Source organism: Desnuesiella massiliensis (assembly GCF_001403615.1).
Lineage (GTDB): Bacteria > Bacillota > Clostridia > Clostridiales > Clostridiaceae > Desnuesiella > Desnuesiella massiliensis.
Map to the genome: position 1 here is coordinate 496,256 of NZ_LN879456.1, position 20,224 is coordinate 516,479.

Here is a 20,224-nt window from a genome sequence, read left to right on the forward strand (position 1 = left end):
CTTAATTAGGAGTGAAAGAATGAATAAAAAATATATAATTATAACTTCTCTAATAGCTTGTGTTTTATTATATTTTGTTGAACAAATATTAATGGTAAATTATATTATTAAGACCGCGGTTAAGATATTACTATTTATTTTAATACCTTGTATATATTTTACCCTCATTAAAAAAACAAAAATCAAAAGAGCTATGAACCTAAAAAAGGTAGATATAAAGCAGGTTAGGCTAGGGATATTATTTGGAATAATATCATTTTTGGTGATTATAATTACTTATTGGATTATTGGAGGCTATATTGATTTACAAGGTATTGCACAGGAATTACAGAGTAAGTCAAAAATAACCACAACAAACTTTATTTTTGTGGCACTATACATAACCTTAGGTAATTCTTTTTTAGAAGAATTCTTCTTTAGGGGATATATATTTTTAAACTTGTATAATTTAGGCTTTAAGCGCATGGCTTATTTTTATTCCTCTTTACTTTTCGGAATATATCATATTGCCATATTTAAAACTTGGTTTAATTCTTGGCAAGTATCCTTAGCGCTTTTAGGGCTTATTTCAATTGGTTTTGTGTTTAACTGGTTAGATCTAAAATCGAAGAATTTTATAAATTCCTGGATAGTACATATATTTGCTGATATTGCCATAGTAGTAATTGGATTGAAAATGTTTATGATAATATAGTTTAAATAGTTTTAGGAGGAAATATGGGTAATCAAATAACATTAAGAACCATTGAAGAAAGAGATTTTGATGTTATATCAGAAGCTTTTAAAAGGCAAGGCTGGAATAAGCCTTCAGAACAATATAAAGAGTATTTTTTAGAGATGAAGGAAGGAAAAAGAGAGGTTATACTAGCTGAATACAATGGAGAGTTTTCAGGCTATGTTACCATTCAATGGAGCTCAAACTATGATTTTTTTAATAAAAATCGTATTCCAGAGATTAAAGATTTAAATGTCTTGATAGCCTTTAGAAGAAAGGGCATTGCTTCAGCACTTATGGATGAAGCAGAAAGAAGAATTGGAGAGAAATCAAATTACGCCGGACTAGGAGTAGGATTGTATGAAGGATATGGATTTGCTCATAATTTATATATAAAAAGAGATTATTTACCAGACGGTAAGGGCCTATGTTATCAGGATAAAACCATGAGCTATGGTGAGAAATCCATATTAGATGATGATTTATGTTTGATGTTTACTAAAAAATTATATTAGGGTAGAAATAGGGAAGCAATGTTTTTTACAGATCTATGAATTGTAATTAAAATTGCTTCCCTATAATGTATTTAAGTAGCTTATTTTGACTTATTTAACTTTTTTGTTTTTCAAATCTTAAATGCATAATTAATGCTACTATTGTAAAGAAAATAGGTCCTGCTATCATCCATATTGTAGAGTATATATCCCCACTGGTAGCTGGTTCAATTATGGTAAAGAAATTTGCAAAACCAACAGTTAAGGTTACAATTATGGTAGCAGCTAATGAACTCTTATAGCTTTTAAAGATTTGGAAAGGCTTTTTAATGTCTGTTTTCTTTTTAAAGGATGCAAAAGCTCCGGAAATAAACATATAAGGCAATGTCATAGCTACATTGGTCATTAGGACTAGCTTAGAGAAGAATTGAGATGCACCTTCTCCTCCAAAGGTTACTAATAATACAAATACAATTACCACTATACATTGAATCCACATGGCGTTCAGTGGCATACCATTTTTAATTACAGACATTTTTCCAGGCCACAATTTTGAAGGAGTACCCTCTATCAACTGTTTTAAAGGGGCATAGGATAAGGTAAAGAATGCTCCAGTAAGAGCTAAGAACATAGATAATCCTACAAATCTGGCTACCCAAGCACCCATGGATAAAGATATGGTTTCACTTAATCCTAATCCGTGACCTAATTGATAGCCCAAGTTATTCATTACTACATAGGCCACGTTTCCCATATGAACTCCGCTACCAGATAATACCGTTTTCCAATTAGTGAAAATTCCACAAAGGAATATACCTAAGGAGTAACCTATAGCTATTATAATGGCTGCTATGGTAAGACCTTTAGGAAAATTCTTTTCAGGATTTTCTGTTTGGTCAACTAATCCACCTACTACCTCTATACCACCATAAGCAAAGATTGCGAATACCAAAAAGGATAAAATAGCAAGAGGACTTCCATATTTAGGATTTGGAGATTGAGTAAAGGCCGATGATATAATTGGCTGAGCTACTTGTCCTTTATTAAGGGCTAAAACTATCACAGCGCCAATTAATAAAACTATATTTAATAGGGCCACAGCGGTTCCCCCTATAGAGGTTACCTTCGCTATTTTTTCTAAACCCTTTGAAGCAGTAAAAGTAACCAAAAGAATCCAACAAACACCTAAAATCCCTAAACTTTGAGTGGAGTTAAGTCCAAATAATGTCCAAGTAGCCGTGGTATCTTTACCGAAAAATGCATTGGAAAAAGGTATCCATATTGCATTACATATATTAACCATCCAAATTACATAGGAGGCATACCACATGAAGGTTCCTATAAAAGCATATTTGGGTCCAATGGACTTTTCCATCCAAGAATAAATACCGCCTTTTTCATTTTTAAATGCTGAACCGAATTCCGCCATCATAAAAGCGAAGGGTATAAAAAATGTTACTCCTGAAAGGATGTACCAAGGTATTGCAGCATACCCCATAAGATAAAAGGATCTAGGCATATTGGCAAAACCAAATACTGAAGTAAAAATCATTAGAATTAATGATATTAATGATAACTTTTTGGTAACGTTTTCTTTTGTGTTCATGATTATCCTCCTCACTTTTAATGAGCATTGCTAAATTTATAACACAATATAATTATACGATATTCGACAAAAAATTAATAATACGACAATGGAGTATTGTTAGCATAAAATAGTAATTTAGCCAACCTAGGAAGTTTTAAGGTAAATTTTTTAGCAAGTAAAAATTGTACATATAGTAAAGTTATGATAATATTTTAATGGTGAACTTTTTAAATAATTAGCGTTTTTATGCTAAAAGCTAAATTTAAGAAACCTATTGTTTTTATGATACCCAAATTAGTTTAAAAATATAGTTAGTTTTAAATTAAATATCATTAAAATTTCGCCTTTTACACATAATATAAAAAAGGAGGAATGATTATGAGTTCAAAAAGTCATGTAGACTTAGATAAAATAAATAAAATACCTAGTGGTAAGCCTTTTGAGTATAAGGATGTAGTAAAAGAGGATTTTTCTAAAGAAGATCATACAGAGGATGGTAAAAGATTTAAAGCTGAAGTTGAAACAGAGGTTTATGATAATATAAAACTTGAAAAAGATACTGGCAGCCATTTGTTATACAGAAAACTAAAGGATTAATGTAAATAAGTAGGTTTTCTAACCTACTTATTTATTATAAAGGAGAGTTATATAGATACAATGAGTAAAAGAAATTACGTTCTAATTACTGGAGCTTCCAGCGGCATTGGAAAAGAAATAGCTATGCTATTTGGTAAAAATGATTATAACCTAGTTTTAACAGCTAGAAGAAATGAGGCTTTACTCCAAATAAAAAAGGAGCTTAGTTCCTATGGTATTGATGTGAAGATTTTCTCTGGAGATTTAAGCGACATAAAAATCATTGAAGAACTTAAGGAAAAAATAGAAGCATGGGATATGAAAATTGACATTTTAATTAATAATGCTGGCATAGGTAAAACGGATTACTTTTTAGATTATGATTTTAGTAAAGATTTAGAAATGATAAATCTCAATATTATGGCTCTTACCTATATGACCAAGATTTTTGCTAAGTATATGATAAATAACGGAGGTGGAAAAATCATTAATGTAGCTTCCACAGGTGCTTACCAGCCTGGTCCATTGATATCGGTATACTATGCAACTAAAGCTTATGTTTTATCTTTTTCTGAAGCCTTGGCGTTTGAATTTAAGGACAAGGGTGTGGATATAAAGATATTATGTCCTGGAGCTACTAAAACAGAGTTTTCTAATAGAGCGGGAAAAGTGGATATAAAAAACGCTATGGAAGCAAAAGAGGTAGCTGTATTTTTATATAAATCCTTGAATAGTAAAAGTACAGTATTGATTCCTGGAGTTTTTAATAAGATTAGCATATATAGCTCTAAATTATTGCCCAGGAAATTTTTGTCAAAAACAGTGTTTAAGATTCAAAAGAATGTAAAAGAAAAGTTTGATTATTTGGAAAGGAGATAGACAATGACAGAATTAATTAGTACAAAACTTAATAACTTTACCATAAGATTTGCGGAGGAAAAAGATGCAGCATTAATTTTGGAATTTATAAAGAGACTAGCAAAGTACGAAAAATTAGAAGATGAAGTGGTAGCCACAAAAGATATTTTAATAAAAAATTTATTTCAACATAAATATGCAGAAGTAATAATAGGCGAATATGATGAAAGCCCTGTAGCTTTCGCTTTGTTTTTTCATAATTTTTCAACTTTTTTAGGACAACCAGGATTGTACTTAGAGGATCTTTTTGTAAAGCCAGAAATAAGGGGCAAGGGTATAGGTAAACTAATGCTTGCTTTTCTAGCAAAACTAGCTTTAGAAAGGAATTGCGGTAGACTTGAGTGGTGGTGCTTGGATTGGAATGAGCCTTCCATAGAATTTTATAAAAGTATGGGGGCAATACCCATGGATGAATGGACCACATTTAGAGTTGATGGACAATCACTTAAAAGCTTAAGTGAGAAGTTTTAAAAATGAAATTATATTAAAATATTATTTCATAAATATTTTTTGTAAAATAAATTTTAAAAAATTGTTAAAAAATATATTGCTTTTTTTTAGAGGTGAGATATAATAATTACTATACCATTAATAAAATACGAATTATTTTTAAAATAAGTATAAAAATGTTCGCTCGTATATGCTTGATGATAAGGTTCAAGCGTTTCTACCAGGATGCCGTAAACTGCCTGACTACGAGTATACGATTCTTTATGTTTTTTTGGCATTGTACTTGCCATTAGCATGAATTGTATATTCCTAGGTGTTTACGCCTAGGAATTTTTTGTATTGTAGATTATTTTAAGGAGATGTAGTTAATGGAGTTGCTAAAACAAAAGATATTAGAATGTGGACAAGTTATAGGTAATGATATTTTAAAAGTAGACAGCTTTTTGAACCATCAAATGGATGTAAGACTTTTTAATGAAATGGGAAAAGAGTTTAAAAAAAGATTTGAAAATGAGGAAGTTACTAAGATATTAACCATTGAAGCTTCTGGCATTGGTATTGCCTGTATAGCAGCACAATATTTTAATAATGTTCCTGTGGTATTTGCTAAAAAAGCATTGGGAAGCAATATGGATATAGATAATTATGAAGCAGAGGTACACTCTTTTACAAAGCAAAGAACCTATAATATTAAGGTTAACAAAAATTATATAGATGAAAAGGACAAGGTATTAATAATAGATGATTTTCTTGCTAACGGCAGAGCAGCCTTAGGCCTCATAGATATAGTTAAACAGGCCTTAGCTAATGTGGTGGGAGTAGGCATTGTAATAGAAAAGGGCTTTCAATGTGGAAGAGAGGTAATAGAGAAGCAAGGAGTAAGGATAGAATCTTTAGCTATTGTAAAAGAGATGAAGGATAACCAGGTTATATTTTTATAATTCAAGATTTAACAATAAATTTATTATATTTTACTAAATGTTAGGAGGATTATTATGAACAAAGTTATTAAAGCTTTAATTTCTACAGTTTTAACTTCAGCCTTAATATTAACAGGCTGTACTAGTGCATCTACAGCATCAAAGAACAATGAGAAAAAAGATAGTAAAACTAAGGTAGGATTTATTTATGTAGGACCAGTAGGTGATGGTGGATTTACATATTCTCATGACCAAGGAAGGCAGTACCTAGAAAAAGAATTAAAAGTAGAGACTATGTTCAAAGAATCCGTAAAAGAGGATAAAGCGGAAGTACAAAAGGTTGTACAACAAATGATAGATCAAGGGGCTAATGTGATTGTTGGAACGAGCTTTGGTTTTCAGGAAGGAATGTTAGCAGAAGCAAAAAAACATCCTGAGGTTAAATTTTTACACTGTTCTGGCTATGAATTAGCACCAAATATGGGACAATACTTCGGAAGAATGTATCAAATGAGATACTTATCCGGTATAGTAGCTGGCTTAAAAACTAAAAGCAATGTAATAGGATTCGTTGGGGCATTCCCTATTCCAGAAGTAATAAGAGCAGCTAATGCCTTTACTCTTGGGGTAAGATCAGTAAATCCGCAAGCTAAAGTGAAAGTAAACTGGACAAACACTTGGTATGATCCTGCCAAAGAAAAAGATGCGGCGTTAGCTCTAATAGATAGCGGCGCGGATGTAATTGCACAACATCAAGATACTGCAGGACCACAACAAGCAGCTGAATCAAGAGGAGTTTTTTCTATAGGATATAACACAGATATGAGTAAAACAGCTCCAAAAGCGAACATGACTTCAGCAGTTTGGAACTGGGGACCTTACTATGTAAGCCAAGTTAAAGCAATTATGGATGGAACGTGGAAATCAGAAAAATATTGGGGTGGAATGGATGCAAATATTGTAGACCTTGCTCCATTAACAGCAGTAGCTCCTTCAGAAGCTAAGGATGCTATAGAAAAAGCTAAAGAAGAGATTAAAAGTGGAAAAAGCAAAATATTCCAAGGTCCGCTTAAGGATCAAAAGGGCAATATAAAAGTTGAAGCTGGTAAGGTAATGACTGATGATGAAATGTGGAATATGAATTGGTTCGTTGAAGGTGTTGAAGGAACAATTCCAGAAAAGTAAACTTGTACTTTAAACAATATATAATAATTTTATTTCAGCTGACTTAAGGGAACTGAAGAGCATATCTTCAGTTCTATTTTCTAATATTTTATAAAAATTTTTCTAGGGTTGGAGGAGCATATGAATAGTAAAAGTCCTTATATATCACTAAAATCAATAAGCAAAAAGTTTGGTAAGGTATTAGCTAGTAATAATGTAAATTTAGATATTTATTCTGGAGAGGTCCATGCACTTTTAGGGGAGAATGGAGCAGGCAAAAGCACTTTAATAAACATATTATCAGGTATATATGTTCCAGATAGTGGTGATATATCAATAGAGGAAAAAGAAGTTAAATTTACCTCTCCTAAAGATGCAGTAAAAAGAGGAATAGGCACTATATATCAACACTTTAAATTAATTGAAGCAATGACTGCTCGTGAAAATATATTGGTGGGTTATGCAAAGTCTACGCTTAAGAGAAAAAAGGATTTAGATAAATCTATTATAGAGATTTGCGAAAAATATGGTTTGGATATAGAGTTAGATAAATATGTTTCAGATATGTCTGTAGGAGAAAAGCAAAACTTAGAAATACTAAAGGTACTTTTTAGAGGGGCTAAGGTATTGATATTGGATGAGCCTACAGCGGTGTTTACTCCACAAGAAACTAAAAAATTATTTAAAATCATAAGGAAAATGAAGGAACAAGGTGCTGCGGTAATATTTATCTCTCATAAAATGGATGAGGTTATGGAAATAAGTGATAGAATAACTGTGCTTAGAAAGGGAGAGACTATTACTACTTTGCTTAAAGATGATACAAGCCCTCAAGAGTTAACGGAGCTTATGGTAGGTCATTCTGTGGATTTGCATATAAAAAGGATAATTAGCACTAAGAATAATAAGATATTAGAAGTTAATAATTTAACTGTGCTTAACGAGGGAAAAGCTGAAGCAATAAAAGATATATCCTTTGATATAAAAGAAGGAGAAGTATTAGGTATTGCTGGTATTGCAGGCTGTGGACAAAAGGAGTTATGTGAAGCTATAGCTGGTATTGCAAAAATAAAGAAGGGTGAAATTATTTTTAATGGAGAGCATTTAGAAGGAAAAAATCCAAGAGAATTTATAAAAAGAGGTATAAGTATGAGCTTTATACCTGAAGATAGGTTGGGCATGGGATTAGTGGCTTCTATGGATATGGTAGATAATTTGCTGCTTAAAAAATATAATGACCAAAAGGGGATTTTTATTAGTAGAAAACCAGTAGTTAATGAAGCTAAGGAACTTATAAAGAAGCTTAGCATAAAAACCCCAGGAGTAAATTATCCCATACGTTATTTATCTGGGGGGAACATTCAAAAGATACTTTTAGGAAGAGAATTAAATTCAAAGCCTAAGCTCTTGGTTATGGCTTATCCGGTAAGAGGACTAGATATAAATACCTGTTATACCATTTATGATTTGATAAATGAGGAAAAGAAAAAGGGTACAGCAATACTTTTTGTAGGTGAAGATCTAGATGTATTAATGGAATTATGTGATAGGATAATGGTACTCTGTTCTGGGGAAGTTAGCGGAATGCTAAATGTGAATGAAGCTAGTAGGGACAAAATAGGTCTTATGATGACTGGGGCTAATAAAATTGAAGCGATGGAGGCGATAAAAGTTGGTTAAGCTAATAAAAAGATCAGAAATAGGCAAAAGAGAAAATATAACCATTAGAATCCTCTCTATTTTAATAGCTTTAGTGGCCTCAGGCATATTTTTAGGTGCTATGGGTTACAACCCCCTTGAAGTAATTTTTTCCTTAGGAAAAGGAGCCTTTGGTTCTCCATATAGAATTAGAGAGACTATTGTAAAGTCAATACCTTTAGCTATTACTGCAGCGGGCATAGCTGTAGCTTTTAAAATGCAGTTTTGGAATATAGGAGCAGAAGGACAAATTTTCATGGGAGCTTTTGGAGCAGCTTTAATAGCTTTAAAATTTTCAAATACACCTAAGCCTATTTTATTGCTTATGATGCTACTAGCTGCTGTTGCTTTTGCAGGGCTTTGGGCATTGATATCAGCCATACTAAAGCTTACGTTTAATACTAATGAAACCATAATAACTTTAATGCTTAATTATATAGCCCTAAAATTTATTACTTATCTTCAGTATGGCCCTTGGAGAGATAAAAAAGCTATGAATTTTCCCAAGATACCCAACTTTTCTGACAATGCAATATTACCTGAAGTTTTTAAAATTCACATAGGATGGATTTTGGCTTTAATAGTAATAGTTTTATTATATATTTTTATGAATCATACTAAATTAGGCTATGAAATAAGCGTTATCGGTGAAAGCGAAAATACTGCAAGATACGCAGGAATTAATATAAGAAAAGTTTCACTTCTTGCTATATTCATAAGTGGAGCTTTGTGTGGATTAACAGGATTTATTCAAGCTTCCGCCGTAAGTCAGACTCTTTCTGTAGAGGTTACAGGAGGCATTGGATATACAGCAATTATAGTAGCTTGGCTTGCTAATCTAAGTGCTCCTGTAATATTGGTAGTTTCTATTTTATTTGCAGCCTTATTAGAAGGCGGTAATTTTATTCAGACTGCTTTTGGAATACCTAATTCTGCTGCCCTTGTGATACAAGCTTTAATTTTATTTTCTGTGCTAGGCAGCGAATTATTTTTAAAGTATAAATTAATATTTTCAAAAAAACTTGAGGAAGAGGTGGCGTAATGGATATAGTAGCATTTTTATCTGCAACAGTAGTAGCTGGTACTCCTTTACTGTTAGCTACATTAGGGGAAATAGTTACTGAGAAGGCGGGAAATCTAAATTTAGGAGTTGAGGGTATGATGCTCCTCGGAGCCGTTACTGGATTTATAGCGGCCTATAATACTTCTAATCCATTAGTAGCTTTACTTGCTGCTATGATAGCCGGTGCTTTTGGAGCTCTCATATATGCTTTTTTAACTGTGACACTTAAGGCTAATCAAGTAGTAACAGGACTTACCTTAACTATTTTTGGAGGCGGAGTATCAAGCCTTATGGGGCAAAAGGTAGTGGGACAAATTGTTCCTGAGAGTATTAAAACCTTCTTCTCTCCAGTTAAAATACCTTTGCTTGGAGATATCCCATTCTTGGGAAGAATATTATTTCAGCATGACTTATTTATATACTTTTCCTATATATTAGCTATACTTTTAGGAGTATATATTTTTAATACAAACAAAGGCTTAAATCTAAGAGCTGTAGGGGAAAATCCTGCCTCAGCAGATGCCAGCAGCATAAATGTTACCTTATATAAATATGTGCATATATTATTAGGAGGAGCTTTATGTGGATTAGGAGGAGCTTATTTATCCATCGTTTATGTACCAGCTTGGCAAGAAAATATTACGGCAGGTAAGGGATGGATTGCCGTGGCTCTAGTGATATTTGCAGCATGGAATCCATATAAGGCTATAGTGGGGGCTTATCTTTTTGGAGGATTAGATATATTAGGCTTTAGAATACAGAATCCTTTTATTTCAAAATATTTCTTGGATATGCTTCCATATTTAGTTACCATAATTGTATTAGTGGTAACTTCTATTAGGAAGTCTAAAAAGAACGCAGCACCAAAAGCTTTAGGCTTAGCCTATTTTAGAGAAGAGCGATAATTTTATAATGTATTAGAAATAACTATTCAGAAACTAATATACCTGAGTAGTTATTTTTTATGATTAATCTTGAATAATTTCTAAAATTTTAATATTATAAAGATAATCATTGAAGTTTTTGGAAATATAGTATTGAAAAAGGATGGGTAACTATGGATATAATTGATTTAACACATTTAATTGATGAAAATGTATCTGTATATGATAAGATAGAAATTCCCTATATAAGTGAGCTTACCAATGTGGAAAAGGAAGGTTTTAAAGTTAGCAGCATCCATATGGTGTCTCATACTGCTACCCATGTAGATGCTCCTTCTCATATGATTAAGGATGCATTAAGTTTAGAAAATTTTAACCTGGAGTATTTTTTAGGCAAGGCTACTATTTTAAATGTAAGTAGTGAAGTTATTGATATTGAGCATTTAAAAACTATAGAAGTCTATTTAAATGAAGTAAATTTTTTATTAATAAATACTGGATGGAGTAAGTTTTGGGGTACTCCTAAGTATCTTATGAATTATCCTGCTTTAACTAAGGATGCCGCTAAATATTTAAGTAATTTTAAGTTAAGAGCGGTGGGGATGGATACAATATCTGTGGATAGATATGATTCTAAAGACTTTAACATCCATAAAATTCTATTTAATCAAAATATGCTTCCTATAGAGAACTTAGCTAATCTGAATAGAATTAATAAGAACATTTTTGATTTTATATGCTTGCCTTTAAAATATAAAAATTCTGATGGCGCTCCAGTGAGAGCCATTGCACAGCTATAATAAGATAGAAAAATGGATAATAAAAAGACCTTCACGGTTCTACTGTTGCATTAAAGAAATAATTTTATATTGACACATTTTAATTGGTAGAAATTTAATAATGAAAGAGAAAACCTCCTTGTGGTTAAATGGAAGTGACAAGCAACCATTCACAAGGAGGTTTATTATGTTATCTAATAAAAATAATAAACTAGTTTTTCATAAATTAATAGCGGAAATCGGTGGAAGTTTTGTTAAGCATACTATAAAAAAATACAATGGTGATTATAGAAGCCAGCATTTTGATACACGCTCTCATATAAACTCAATGATTTATTTAAATATACGTGGTTGCAAAAGTCTTAGAGAAGCTGAAAGTGAGATTTCTTCAAATAAAAAGCTTAAAAATCTTATTAATGTACCAAGTGTCTCCCAGTTTTCCAGGAAAAATTCTGCGAGAGATTATAGAATTTTTGAAGATATATTTTATCATTTGGTAGATAAGGCTAAAAGAAGACGCGGAGCCGTTAGGCTTATGAAGGACATTCCTCCTATCAAAATTATTGATTCATCAGTAATCTTAGTTGCTCTAAAGCTTGCTCCACATTTCCAAATGGACAATAGTAGAGCGGGTATAAAGATAAGCACTTTATTCAATGGTGAATTTCCAGAGAAAATTAACATAGTTAAAGGTAAGGTAAATGATAGAAAATGTATTGATGGCCTCTTTGAGCATAACAGCTGCATCTATGTTTTTGATAGAGGTTATTACGACTATAAATGGTACGATGAGCTTAGTAAGAAAGAAATAAAATTTGTTACAAGAGCTACTAAGCATTCCATAGTCATGGAGGAACGAATGATATCATCAGATCTTTCTAAAGATATATATGATACTGAAGTTATTATGGGTACAAGCTATTCTAAGAATCTTACTACTAAAAGTTATAGAGAAATCATGACTTTTAATGAAGAAGGAGAGGCAGTGACCTTTATAACTAATATTTTTGATTTACCAGCTTCAGACATAATAAAGATCTATAAGCATAGATGGGAAATAGAATTATTCTTCAAATGGATTAAGCAAAACCTTAAAATAAAAAAACTCATTGGCTACAATGAAAATGCTATAAAAATACAAGTATTTTCAGCACTCATTTCTTATATGCTTATATATTTATGCTGTGATACTATTGCTCTTAAGTACTCGATGCTTACCTTAACGCGTATTATAAGATCAAACTTACTCGAAGATTTTGATGAATATACAGTAGGATATTTCCGTACAGGTTAACGCTTAAAAAAATTCTTCTTTGGGGAGGGGGAATCTATATGCGTATATCTTGGTTGATTTTTCAATATAAACCACATATCATAACTAAAAAACAAAGGATGGAAAAATAACTTTCCATCCTTTGCTAATAAGCTGCTATCATGTTTTCAAAAATTGTCTTAATGCAACATTTAAACCTTCACGGTCTTTTTATTATGTACCTTATTTACTTGCTTCTTTTAAAAGGTCTCTGATTTCAGTAAGCAATAATTCTTCTTTTGAAGGTGCAGCTTCTTTCTTTTCCTCTATTACTTCTTGTTTTCTTTTAAATTTATTTAAGAGCTTTACCACCATAAAAATTGAAAAAGAGATTATTAAAAAGTCAATGATATTTTGAATAAATTGCCCACAGTTTAATATTACGGCTTTTTTATCACCCTCAGCGGCTTTTAGAGTAAAAGATAAATAAGTAAAATTAATGCCGCCAATAACAAGGCCTAATAGGGGCATGATAACGTCATTAACCAAAGAGGTTACTATTTTTCCAAAAGCACCTCCAATTATAACACCAATGGCTAGGTCAAGAACATTTCCTTTCATAGCAAATTCTTTAAATTCTTTAAGCATTTCATCACCTCTTAATTATGATTTTAAATTTTTGCAAAGCATATCAATAATATTATCATAAAGACAATTTATGATTTTGCAAATTATCTCTTACAAAGGGAGCCTGAACTAAATATACCTATATGATTCGTCACATTGAATTAGCATGTTTAATAATTTTATCTTGCATAAATATAGCGAATTACTTATTAAACATATATAATATTAATGGAATAATGTATAGACTTACTATATCAATATAAATATGGTATGGATAATAAATATTTAATAGCTTTCATTATTGATTATAGCATAGAATGTATATTTGTAAATTAATTAATTCAGGTAATAACACTAATTTTATAATAGAAAGGATGTAGGGTAGTGGATAATAAGTCAAAGGGGATTATGTTTATACTTATTTCTTCTTTAAGCTTTGCCGTAATGGGAGCTTTTGTAAAGCTGTCAGGAAATATACCTTCTATAGAGAAGAGTTTCTTTAGAAATTTAGTAAGTTGCATAGTTGCATTCTTTATGATAATTTATCATAAAAACAGTTTTTTTGGTAAGAGAGAAAATCAAAAGTATCTATTTTGGAGAGCTTTTTTAGGCACTTTGGGAGTTATATGTTATTTTTATGCTATAGATCATATGGTTTTATCGGATTCAGCCATGCTAAATAAATTAAGTCCTTTTTTCGTAACCATATTTGCTGTAATATTTCTTAAGGAAAAAATTAGATCAGTTCAAATAGTTGGTCTGTTTACAGCCTTTATAGGTGGCTTACTTATAATAAAACCTAGTTTTAGTATTTCTGTACTGCCAGCGTTAATAGGCTTAGCTTCAGCTATTTTTGCAGGCGGGGCGTACACAATAGTAAGATTTCTTGGGAGTAGAGAAAAATATTACACTATAGTATTTTACTTTTCCTTCTTTTCTATAGTGAGTACTCTTCCATTTATGCTAATGGTATATAAGCCCTTAACCTTAAAACAGATAATGATACTTGTAGCAGCAGGGATTTTTGCTTCTATTGGTCAATTTGCCTTGACTATTGGATATAAATATGCACCTGCTAGTGAGATAGCTATATACGACTATGTAAATATCATTTTTTCTGCAATTATAGGTCAATTGATATGGAGTGAAATACCTGATATATTAAGTATTGTAGGATATGTAATGATTATAGGGTCGAGTATTATAGCTTATATATATAATAAAAGAAGCGTGTTTAGAAGGGAGAAGAACAATTGAATTTAAAGGGAAAAGTTGCTATTGTTACAGGAGCTTCAAGAGGAATTGGTAGGAGTATAGTTATAGAGTTAGCTAAAGCTGGGGCAAATGTGGTTATTAATTTTAACAATAATGAAAGTGCTGCAAAGGAGACTTTAGAAGATGTAAAAGCTCTTGGCGGATATGGAATTATAGTAAAAGGTGATATGTCAAAATATAAGGATGCTAAAGAATTAATACTTAAATCTATTACTACCTTTGGTAAAATTGACATATTAGTAAATAATGCTGGGGTTTCTCATGTAGGATTGTTTATGGATATGAATGAAGATGAAATAGATACTTTGATAGATGTTAATTTAAAAGGATATGTTAATACAACTCATGCAGTAGTACCTTATTTTATTAATCAAAAATCGGGGTCTATAATTAATATATCCTCTGTTTGGGGAGAAGAAGGTGCCTCTTGCGAAGTTATTTACTCTGCTACTAAGGGAGCTATTGATGCTTTTACAAAGGCTTTAGCTAAGGAGCTAGGACCATCTAATATCAGGGTTAATGGGGTAGCACCAGGTATTATTAATACTGAAATGAATAAATGGATTTCAGATATAGAAAAAGAGACAATAAAAGAGGAAATTCCATTAAATAGAGTGGGGGAAGCAGAAGAAGTAGGGAATTTAGTTGCCTTCTTATGCAGTGATTGCTCAAACTATATTACAGGACAGATAATTAAAGTTGACGGAGGTTGGACCTAATTAGCTTTGAAAGAGTTCTAATTACTTAAGAATATTTAATTTTTTAAGGAGGAAAATATGTATACTTTAATAGATATTATAGAGGGATTCATGGACATAGAAGCTATGGCAAGGGATTTTTATAAGAGAATTGCTGAATGTGAAGCAGGAACTTTATCAAGCTTTAAAATATTAGCAAAGGCATTAAGTAAGGAGGAAAATAAACATTTTGAATATTATAATAAGCTTAAAGAAGAATACTTAAAAAAGGAGAATATAGAAATTAGAATAGATTCTTATGACAAAATATCTAAAATGATAATAGCCTTTAAGAATACTCCAAGAGAGATAAGCGATAATAATATCCATGAAATTTTAGATTTTGCTTTGAATTTTGAAAAAGATAGTTTAGCACTTTTATTAAGTATTCAGGGGAATCTTGTAAAAGAAGAGAAGGATTCTTTAAGTAATGCTTATTTAGGATTAAATTATATAATCAAAGAAGAAGAAAAGCATGTAAGGGATATAGAAAAAATTATAGCATATAAAAAATAAAGCTTTTGATAAACAAAAGCTTTATTTTTTATTTTATTATTTAAAATATCTATCTAATAATCCTTTGAAAGCAGCTCCGTGTCTTGCTTCATCCTTACACATTTCATGAACAGTGTCATGTATAGCGTCAAGATTTAATTTTTTAGCTAAAGTAGCTAAATCTTTCTTACCTTGGCAAGCACCGTGTTCAGCTTCAACTCTCATTTTAAGATTTGTTTTAGTATCAGCAGCTACTACTTCACCTAAAAGCTCTGCAAACTTAGCAGCGTGTTCTGCTTCTTCAAAAGCTATTCTCTTATATGCTTCAGCAACTTCTGGGAATCCTTCTCTATCAGCTTGTCTGCTCATAGCTAAATACATTCCAACTTCAGTACATTCTCCCATAAAATTAGCTTTTAAGCCTTCTATAACTTCTGGATCAACATCTTTAGCAACTCCGATTCTATGTTCATCTGCCCAAGCCATTTCACCTTCAACTTTTTCTATGAATTTCTCAGCAGGAGCATTACATTGAGGGCATTTTGCTGGTGCAGCCTCTCCTTCGTATACATATCCACAAATTGTACAGACAAATTTTTTCATAATTAAATCCTCCTCTATTAAATTAAATTATTTTTCCATAATTACCATGGATCATTTGACAATTATTATTATATAATAGTTATTTTAAAAATTCAAGTACTTTTTTACATAAATATAAACAAATTAATATTTAAGAATTATACACACTTTTTTTTATAATATCTTTGTAGTATAATCTAAAAATATAATTTAAAGTAATATATGAGAAAGGAGGTTATAATATGCTAAGGAATATAGGCTTAAGTAATGATATAGATAAAGAAATTTATAAGGAACATATGGGATTATATAGTAAGAAGTTAGTCAGTTTACAGAGAGAACTTATTAAGTTAAATATACCAGTTATTATTGTATTTGAGGGGTGGGGAGCTTCGGGAAAAGGAACCTTTATTAATGAGTTAATATTACCTTTGGATCCTAGAGGCTTTAATGTTTATACTACTAATAGGCTCACGGAAGAGGAATTGTTCAGACCTTTTTTATGGAGGTTTTGGAGCAGAACTCCTGAAAAAGGTAGAATATCTATCTTCGATAAAAGCTGGTATAAAAAAGTTATGGTAGATAGAGTTGATGAAAATATAGAGGGAGCCGTTCTGAAAAACTATTTTGAAGACATAAATAATTTCGAGAAGGTATTAAGTGATGATGGGAATATAATAATTAAATTCTTTTTACATATTAGTAAAAAGGAACAAAGGAAAAGATTTAAAGAATTAGAGAATAATCCATCAACGGCTTGGAGGGTTACTGAAGCAGATTGGAAACACAATCTTCAATATGAAAAATATGTAGAAGCTGTAGAAGATATGATAAAACATACGGATAAAAGTTATGCTCCTTGGCATATTATACCCTCAGAACATAAAAAATGTGCACTATGTAATATATTCAGCAAACTAATTCAAGCTTTAGAAGCTGAGATAAATAGAGTTAAATCTAATGGCGTTAATAAAAAAGTATTACCTAAGGATGAAAATTCAAAAGATGCTGATGACTATGATAAAGTTCTGAAAAATATTGATTTAAATAAAGCCCTATCTAAAGAGGAATATAAGGGAAAACTTAAAGGATTACAAGGGCGAATGAGGGACATTGAGCATGAAATATATAGAAGGCGTATTCCGGTAGTTATTGTATATGAAGGCTGGGATGCAGCCGGAAAAGGTGGTAATATAAAACGCATTGTGAGACTTATGGATCCTAGGGGATATGAAGTAATACCTATTAGCGCTCCAAGTAATGAAGAAAAGGATCATCACTACCTTTGGCGTTTTTGGAAAAGAATGCCTAAAGCAGGGCATGTAGCCATCTTTGATAGGAGCTGGTATGGAAGAGTATTAGTAGAGAGAATTGAAGGTTTCTGTACAGAAGATGAATGGAAAAGAGCTTATGAAGAAATAAATTCTATGGAAAAGCAATTATCCAACTTTGGGGTGGTTATAATAAAATTCTGGATCCATATAGATAAAGAAACTCAACTAGAAAGATTTATAGAAAGACAAAATACTGAGGAAAAACAGTGGAAAATAACTGAAGAGGATTGGAGAAATAGAGAAAAATGGGATCAGTATGAAAGAGCCTTAAGCGAGATGTTTTATAAGACCAACACAGAGTATGCCCCTTGGACTATAGTAGAATCTAAGAATAAGTATTATGCTAGAATAAAGACCTTGGAAACTGTTATTTGCAATATTGAAAAAGCTTTAAAAGTGTTCAGTGGCTTACACCTCTGAACACTTTTTTAAGCTAAAATAAAATTCTACTCCATCTTCTACATTTCTTACACCAAAATCACTATTATGCAAAGTTAATATATTTTTTACTATGGCTAGACCTAGTCCTGTACCGCCCATATCCCTGTTTCTAGACTTGTCGATTTTATAAAATTTATCCCATATATTATTTAAATCCTTCTCAGGAATAAAACTACCAGAATTTTGGAAGTAAATATAAATATTATCATTTTTTACTATTGAGTAAATTTTAATAAATCCTTTTTGAGGAGTGTATCTTATGGCGTTGGTTAAATAATTTGTTATAACCTGCTCTAATCTTAATTTATCACCAACCACCAGAAATTTTTCTTGCAAAGCGATGTGAATATCTATTTCTTTATCTTTTACGAAATTTATATGTTTTTTTACTATTAATTTAATTAGTTCCATAATGTCTAAAACTTCTTTGTTTAGCTTGTAATTTCCTGATTCCATTTGAGATAAATCTAGCATATCATAAACCAGAGAGGTCATTTTTTTAGTTTCATCAATAATAACATCTATATAAAAGTCTTTAGCTTCTCCCTCTACAATATTATCTTTAAGTCCTTCTGCATAACCTTCAATGATGCTTATAGGAGTTTTCAATTCATGCGATACTCCAGCAATAAACTCTTTTCTCATCTTTTCAAGCTTTCTTTCTTTTTCAATATCATCTTTTAGTTTTTCATTAGATATCTTTAATTCTGTTAAGGCGGAATGAAGATTGTCTGAAAGAAAGTTTAAGGTTTGAGCTAAATTTCCTATTTCATCTTCGCTGGTTACACTGCATTTTTCAGAGAAATCCATGTTAGACATTTTTTTTGCGGTGGTATTTAACTTTATTAAAGGTTTTGATAGCATATTAGAGTAAATAAAGGATAATATAAAAATTATAAAGAAAGCTGCAATGAATATGTATACATAGAATTCTCTTATAACTGATGAAGCCTCTTCTATGGTTTGAAAAGGGGATATAGCAATTATTAAATTATCATATTTTGAATTTATGGAAATAGGAGCTACACATACTATATTTTTTGTTGTAAACTCTTTATCATTTATCACTGTAGTTAGAATTTCATTGGACTTAAAAATATTTTCAGCATAATTTGAATCCTGCATGATTTGTAAATAAATAGAATTTAAAGTTTTTAAAATCTTAGGATCTATTTGTTTATCAGGATTGGCTAGAAACTTAACTTCTCCCTTATCGGAATAAATAGCTATTTTAGCGTTATTTTTTTGTTCAAATAACTGCATACTGTTAAAAAGGGCATAGTTGTTAGATATATCAAAGGAATAAGCTAGTCTAAAGGATACTACATCCTTCTCTAAATTTTTCATTTTTCTATTTAAATAAAAATTTTGAAAGAATAGAGACTGAAATAACATAGTTCCTACAATTAAAGATAATAAAAATATTGATGTAATTATAAATAATTTTTTTACTATAGTTTTTTTCATTATTTCACCTCAAATCTATAGCCAATTCCCCTTACTGTTGCGATGAGTTCAGATTTATCTTTTAGTTTTTCTCTAAGTCTTTTTACATTAGTATCTACGGCCCTTAAGTCTCCGTCAAAATCATATCCCCAAACAGTATCTAATATTTTTTCCCGGTTTAAAACTATTCCTTTATTTTCAATTAAATATAATAGTAATTCATATTCCTTAGGGGATAAATATATCATGTCATTATTAACTTTAACCTCGTGAGATAATCTGTTAATGTACAGTCCATCAATATCAATAATATGTTCAGAGCTATATTTAGAGCCTTCAGTTCTCTTTAATAATGCCTTTACTTTAGCAACTAAAACTTTTGGACTAAAAGGTTTTGTAATATAATCATCTGCTCCCAGCTCGTAGCCTAAAAGTTTATCTTCCTCCTCGGATTTTGCAGTAAGAAGCACTATAGGCAGTGAAGATAGCTCTCTTATTTTTCTACACAGGGAAAATCCATCCATGCGAGGAAGCATTATATCTAGTATGAGGATATCTAAGGCGGTTTCTTCAAAAATTCTAAGACCTTCTTCTCCATCAGAAGCCTCATAAATAATAAAGCCTTCTTTAATAAAATAGTCCCTTATAAGAATTCTCATTCTAATTTCATCTTCAACAATTAATATCTTTTTATTCAAGGTATAACCTCCTCAAGCAGATGTTATTTTTTTATTATAACATAATTAGGATTATGAATAAAAATAATAAAAGATTGGAACACCAATC

At 31.0% G+C, this 20,224-nt stretch carries 21 protein-coding genes and 1 riboswitch; of the genes, 16 read left to right on the forward strand and 5 right to left on the reverse strand.

Annotated elements, in window-relative coordinates; all coding sequences use genetic code 11:
• Positions 1–19: 19 nt before the first annotated feature.
• Together BN2665_RS13065 and BN2665_RS13070 are read left to right on the forward strand one after the other, a co-directional pair.
• Positions 20–694: a CPBP family intramembrane glutamic endopeptidase gene (locus tag BN2665_RS13065; protein WP_055667549.1), complete on the forward strand. Its 675-nt coding sequence runs from the start codon at positions 20–22 to the stop codon at positions 692–694.
• Between the two features lie 23 nt (positions 695–717).
• Positions 718–1,230 carry a GNAT family N-acetyltransferase gene (locus BN2665_RS13070; protein ID WP_055667550.1) on the forward strand — a complete coding sequence of 171 codons (513 nt, stop codon included), beginning with the start codon at positions 718–720 and terminating at the stop codon, positions 1,228–1,230.
• A gap of 94 nt (positions 1,231–1,324) precedes the next feature.
• Here the strand turns inward: BN2665_RS13070 and yjeM are convergent, their stop codons facing one another.
• The gene (gene yjeM / locus BN2665_RS13075) at positions 1,325–2,815 is read right to left on the reverse strand and encodes a glutamate/gamma-aminobutyrate family transporter YjeM (RefSeq protein ID WP_055667551.1); all 1,491 of its coding nucleotides are present in this window, start codon (positions 2,813–2,815) and stop codon (positions 1,325–1,327) included.
• Positions 2,816–3,175: 360 nt separating this feature from the next.
• Between yjeM and BN2665_RS13080 the strand changes: the two genes are divergently transcribed.
• The 10 genes from BN2665_RS13080 to BN2665_RS13125 all read left to right on the forward strand — a co-directional run bounded on the left by BN2665_RS13080 (position 3,176) and on the right by BN2665_RS13125 (position 12,543).
• Positions 3,176–3,394 (forward strand): hypothetical protein, encoded by a 219-nt coding sequence (locus BN2665_RS13080; RefSeq protein ID WP_055667552.1) that lies wholly within the window; start codon positions 3,176–3,178, stop codon positions 3,392–3,394.
• A gap of 60 nt (positions 3,395–3,454) precedes the next feature.
• On the forward strand, positions 3,455–4,252 hold the full coding sequence (locus BN2665_RS13085) for an SDR family NAD(P)-dependent oxidoreductase (protein ID WP_055667553.1): 798 nt from the start codon (positions 3,455–3,457) through the stop codon (positions 4,250–4,252).
• A 3-nt stretch (positions 4,253–4,255) separates the two neighbouring features.
• Positions 4,256–4,762 (forward strand): GNAT family N-acetyltransferase, encoded by a 507-nt coding sequence (locus tag BN2665_RS13090; protein ID WP_055667554.1) that lies wholly within the window; start codon positions 4,256–4,258, stop codon positions 4,760–4,762.
• A gap of 143 nt (positions 4,763–4,905) precedes the next feature.
• Positions 4,906–5,007, forward strand: a riboswitch (purine riboswitch).
• Positions 5,008–5,109: 102 nt separating this feature from the next.
• Complete coding sequence (locus BN2665_RS13095; protein ID WP_055667555.1) at positions 5,110–5,682, forward strand: xanthine phosphoribosyltransferase; 573 nt, start codon at positions 5,110–5,112, stop codon at positions 5,680–5,682.
• A 54-nt stretch (positions 5,683–5,736) separates the two neighbouring features.
• Positions 5,737–6,846 (forward strand): BMP family ABC transporter substrate-binding protein, encoded by a 1,110-nt coding sequence (locus BN2665_RS13100; protein WP_055667556.1) that lies wholly within the window; start codon positions 5,737–5,739, stop codon positions 6,844–6,846.
• A gap of 120 nt (positions 6,847–6,966) precedes the next feature.
• A complete protein-coding gene (locus BN2665_RS13105; RefSeq protein WP_055667557.1) occupies positions 6,967–8,505 on the forward strand; it encodes an ABC transporter ATP-binding protein in 1,539 nt (512 codons plus the stop codon).
• Positions 8,498–9,565 carry an ABC transporter permease gene (locus BN2665_RS13110; RefSeq protein WP_055667558.1) on the forward strand — a complete coding sequence of 356 codons (1,068 nt, stop codon included), beginning with the start codon at positions 8,498–8,500 and terminating at the stop codon, positions 9,563–9,565. The genes BN2665_RS13105 and BN2665_RS13110 overlap by 8 nt, the downstream gene beginning before the upstream one ends.
• Positions 9,565–10,491: an ABC transporter permease gene (locus BN2665_RS13115; RefSeq protein WP_055667559.1), complete on the forward strand. Its 927-nt coding sequence runs from the start codon at positions 9,565–9,567 to the stop codon at positions 10,489–10,491. The genes BN2665_RS13110 and BN2665_RS13115 overlap by 1 nt, the downstream gene beginning before the upstream one ends.
• Positions 10,492–10,643: 152 nt before the next feature.
• On the forward strand, positions 10,644–11,270 hold the full coding sequence (locus BN2665_RS13120; RefSeq protein ID WP_055667560.1) for a cyclase family protein: 627 nt from the start codon (positions 10,644–10,646) through the stop codon (positions 11,268–11,270).
• Positions 11,271–11,436: 166 nt separating this feature from the next.
• Positions 11,437–12,543, forward strand: coding sequence for an IS4 family transposase (locus BN2665_RS13125; RefSeq protein WP_055667561.1), 1,107 nt, complete (start codon positions 11,437–11,439; stop codon positions 12,541–12,543).
• 201 nt (positions 12,544–12,744) lie between these two features.
• Here BN2665_RS13125 and mscL read toward each other — a convergent pair whose 3' ends face one another.
• Positions 12,745–13,149: a large-conductance mechanosensitive channel protein MscL gene (mscL, locus tag BN2665_RS13130; RefSeq protein WP_055667562.1), complete on the reverse strand. Its 405-nt coding sequence runs from the start codon at positions 13,147–13,149 to the stop codon at positions 12,745–12,747.
• A 363-nt stretch (positions 13,150–13,512) separates the two neighbouring features.
• Between mscL and BN2665_RS13135 the strand changes: the two genes are divergently transcribed.
• Genes BN2665_RS13135 through BN2665_RS13145 form a run of 3 tightly spaced genes read left to right on the forward strand, consistent with a single transcriptional unit; the run spans position 13,513 to position 15,656 of the window.
• Entirely contained in the window at positions 13,513–14,385 is an 873-nt protein-coding gene (locus BN2665_RS13135; protein WP_242865949.1) for a DMT family transporter, read from the forward strand.
• Positions 14,382–15,122, forward strand: coding sequence for an elongation factor P 5-aminopentanone reductase (gene ymfI / locus BN2665_RS13140; RefSeq protein WP_055667563.1), 741 nt, complete (start codon positions 14,382–14,384; stop codon positions 15,120–15,122). The genes BN2665_RS13135 and ymfI overlap by 4 nt, the downstream gene beginning before the upstream one ends.
• Positions 15,123–15,179: 57 nt before the next feature.
• Complete coding sequence (locus tag BN2665_RS13145; RefSeq protein ID WP_055667564.1) at positions 15,180–15,656, forward strand: ferritin family protein; 477 nt, start codon at positions 15,180–15,182, stop codon at positions 15,654–15,656.
• 36 nt (positions 15,657–15,692) lie between these two features.
• On the opposite strand, the gene BN2665_RS13150 is transcribed toward BN2665_RS13145, so the two are convergent.
• Positions 15,693–16,238, reverse strand: a complete 546-nt coding sequence (locus BN2665_RS13150; RefSeq protein WP_055667565.1) for an NADH peroxidase — start codon at positions 16,236–16,238, stop codon at positions 15,693–15,695.
• A 221-nt stretch (positions 16,239–16,459) separates the two neighbouring features.
• Here BN2665_RS13150 and pap point away from each other — a divergent pair, with 221 nt between their 5' ends.
• Positions 16,460–17,971 (forward strand): polyphosphate:AMP phosphotransferase, encoded by a 1,512-nt coding sequence (gene pap, locus BN2665_RS13155; protein ID WP_055667566.1) that lies wholly within the window; start codon positions 16,460–16,462, stop codon positions 17,969–17,971.
• Here the strand turns inward: pap and BN2665_RS13160 are convergent.
• Positions 17,960–19,459 carry a sensor histidine kinase gene (locus BN2665_RS13160; protein WP_055667567.1) on the reverse strand — a complete coding sequence of 500 codons (1,500 nt, stop codon included), beginning with the start codon at positions 19,457–19,459 and terminating at the stop codon, positions 17,960–17,962. The two genes, pap and BN2665_RS13160, sit on opposite strands and share 12 nt — an antisense overlap.
• Positions 19,459–20,136 carry a response regulator transcription factor gene (locus tag BN2665_RS13165; RefSeq protein ID WP_055667568.1) on the reverse strand — a complete coding sequence of 226 codons (678 nt, stop codon included), beginning with the start codon at positions 20,134–20,136 and terminating at the stop codon, positions 19,459–19,461. The genes BN2665_RS13160 and BN2665_RS13165 overlap by 1 nt, the downstream gene beginning before the upstream one ends.
• Between the last annotated feature and the right edge of the window lie 88 nt (positions 20,137–20,224).